This window comes from Streptomyces glaucescens, assembly GCF_002154375.1.
Lineage (GTDB): Bacteria > Actinomycetota > Actinomycetes > Streptomycetales > Streptomycetaceae > Streptomyces > Streptomyces glaucescens.
Map to the genome: position 1 here is coordinate 4,292 of NZ_MUND01000201.1, position 284 is coordinate 4,575.

Here is a 284-nt window from a genome sequence, read left to right on the forward strand (position 1 = left end):
TTGCGGACACGGCCTAGGACGTGGCCTGCCTCCGGTCGCGTTCGTGGCTCCCGTTGCTCCCGTGGCTCCGTGGATCCCTGGCTTCCGTGGTGACTTCAGCCGGCGGCAGGGAGGATCCCGCGCCCCGCCCGGCGTCCGTGACGAGCGTGCCGTCGTGGCCGCGTCGCCTGTGGGGGAGCGGGCCGTGGCTCGGCAGCCCGTGCGGCGCAGTGCCGGAATACACCGAGAATGTACGGCGATGTCGGCCGACAACGGGAAGTGTTCACCGGCGCCCAGGGGCCGTC